The sequence below is a fragment of the Aeromicrobium sp. PE09-221 genome, assembly GCF_002174305.1.
GTDB lineage: Bacteria > Actinomycetota > Actinomycetes > Propionibacteriales > Nocardioidaceae > Aeromicrobium.
The window spans coordinates 1-653 of record NZ_MIJB01000060.1 but is presented as its reverse complement, the minus strand read 5'-3'; the positions used below and the strand labels follow the sequence as shown (position 1 = coordinate 653).

The window sequence follows — 653 nt, the reverse complement described above, 5'->3', positions numbered from 1 at the left end:
GCTCTGCCAGTTGAGCTAGTGCCCTTGGTGTGTCGCGCGGCGGACGACCTGCGCGCAGGCAGGCCGAACACCGTGTCATCCACAGGTTTGTGCCAGTGTACGGGGTGAGGCCCCACCGAGTCGAACCGGCTCCGCACAGCCCATCGGGCAGCCGGCGGGGAACGTGCCAAGATTGACCGTGATGCGGCCCGCGATCTCCGACCTGCCCAAGGCACACCTGCACCTCCACTTCACCGGTTCGATGCGTCACGGGACGCTGCTCGAGCTGGCCGAGCGCGACGGTGTGAGACTGCCGTCCGCGCTCGGCCAGCTCGAGCAGCGTCCCGTGACGCATCGAACCGGTGAAGTGGAGGTGCAGGTGTGCCTTGGGCAGGTCGGAGATCGCGGGCCGCATCACGGTCAATCTTGGCACGTTCCCCGCCGGCTGCCCGATGGGCTGTGCGGAGCCGGTTCGACTCGGTGGGGCCTCACCCCGTACACTGGCACAAACCTGTGGATGACACGGTGTTCGGCCCGCCCGCCCGCAGGTCGCCCGCCGCCCGACACCCCAAGGGCACCAGCCCAACTGGCAGAGCCTCGGTCTCCAAAACCGAAGGTTGGGGGCTCAAGTCCCCCGTGCACTGCAACGACCAGACGCACGACCGACGCAGGAG

At 68.3% G+C, this 653-nt stretch carries 1 protein-coding gene and 1 tRNA gene; one reads left to right on the top strand and one right to left on the bottom strand.

The window, feature by feature from the left end; all coding sequences use genetic code 11:
• Positions 1 to 394: hypothetical protein (locus BHE97_RS21075; RefSeq protein WP_343286130.1), on the bottom strand; the 394-nt coding region annotated here is incomplete at its 3' end.
• 156 nt (positions 395 to 550) lie between these two features.
• Between BHE97_RS21075 and BHE97_RS19220 the strand changes: the two genes are divergently transcribed.
• Positions 551 to 623: transfer RNA gene (locus BHE97_RS19220), tRNA-Trp, on the top strand.
• The last annotated feature ends 30 nt before the right edge of the window (positions 624 to 653 follow it).